Raw genomic sequence first — 514 nt, forward strand, 5'->3', positions numbered from 1 at the left:
TCTTTTGCTTTGTGCCTTTGTCGGCGCAATGAACTTACTGACTAGCATGTCAGTCTATGTCGGCTTGTCTGGCGTCTTACACGGTTTGTTTGGTTTTTGGGCTCTCAGAGAAGTGTTTGAAAACAGAAGAAGTAGCCTACTCTTAGTCGCCGGACTTATTGCGAAAATCGCATGGGAGCAATTTTATGGCCCTTCAACCAGCACTGCTGCAATGATAGGCGCTCGTGTTGCTGTTGATGCACACCTGTTTGGTGCAATGGGAGGCTTAGGTATGGCATTAGTAGAGAAAGGATTCCATCGCCGTATATTTGGATAAAAAATCCCGAACCACGAAAGAGGGTTTGGTTCGGGAAAGCAGTAACCGGAAACGAAAACTCAGTAAGAATACAATGGTCGAAGCCCGCGTTTATAGAAGAATGCGGTCTTCGTTTTTCTTGATGGTTGCTTCACCAATTCCTTTTACATTGGTTAAATCAGCTGCTGTTTTAAATGGGCCGTGCTCGGTACGGTAGTC

Annotated in this window: 2 protein-coding genes; one reads left to right on the top strand and one right to left on the bottom strand. The window is 45.5% G+C overall.

Annotated features, from left to right (window positions below; genetic code table 11):
• Window positions 1-316: rhombosortase (rrtA, locus tag R8O10_RS27600; RefSeq protein WP_318192281.1), on the top strand; the 316-nt coding region annotated here is incomplete at its 5' end.
• 90 nt (window positions 317-406) lie between these two features.
• Here rrtA and R8O10_RS27605 read toward each other — a convergent pair.
• Window positions 407-514 (bottom strand): ComEA family DNA-binding protein (locus R8O10_RS27605; protein ID WP_318147866.1); only part of this gene is annotated, 108 nt, incomplete at its 5' end.

Origin of the sequence: Vibrio sp. 1727, from assembly GCF_033344415.1 — a bacterium.
GTDB lineage: Bacteria > Pseudomonadota > Gammaproteobacteria > Enterobacterales > Vibrionaceae > Vibrio > Vibrio alginolyticus.